This is a genomic window from Microbacterium sp. ZXX196, assembly GCF_009709595.1.
In the GTDB taxonomy this organism is placed as follows: domain Bacteria; phylum Actinomycetota; class Actinomycetes; order Actinomycetales; family Microbacteriaceae; genus Microbacterium; species Microbacterium excoecariae.
Genome location: NZ_WMEE01000387.1, coordinates 1 through 251 on the forward strand (window position 1 = coordinate 1; position 251 = coordinate 251).

Below are 251 nucleotides of genomic sequence, written 5' to 3' on the forward strand. Positions count from 1 at the left end.
GGAGGCCAGGGCCGCCCCAGTGCGGCTGAATGCCAGGGAGGACACCTCCTTCGTGTGTCCGGCCAGCGCTTGCAGGAAGTGCGCCGTTGGCACGATGGGCGTGTCCGCGCCGGATGCATCAGTTTCACGCCCGAACCTCCACAACCGGATCACCCCGTCGGAGCCTCCCGTGGCGATGGCGTGCTTAGACGAGACGGCGATAGCCGTAGCCTCGGCATCTGGCGAGCTGAACTCGGTCCGGAACCGCCCAG

General features: G+C 67.7%; 1 protein-coding gene. It reads right to left on the bottom strand.

Annotation, left to right across the window (positions count from 1 at the left end; genetic code table 11):
• On the bottom strand, nucleotides 1-251 hold a 251-nt coding region (locus GJQ66_RS16445), incomplete at both ends, for a hypothetical protein (protein WP_368732944.1).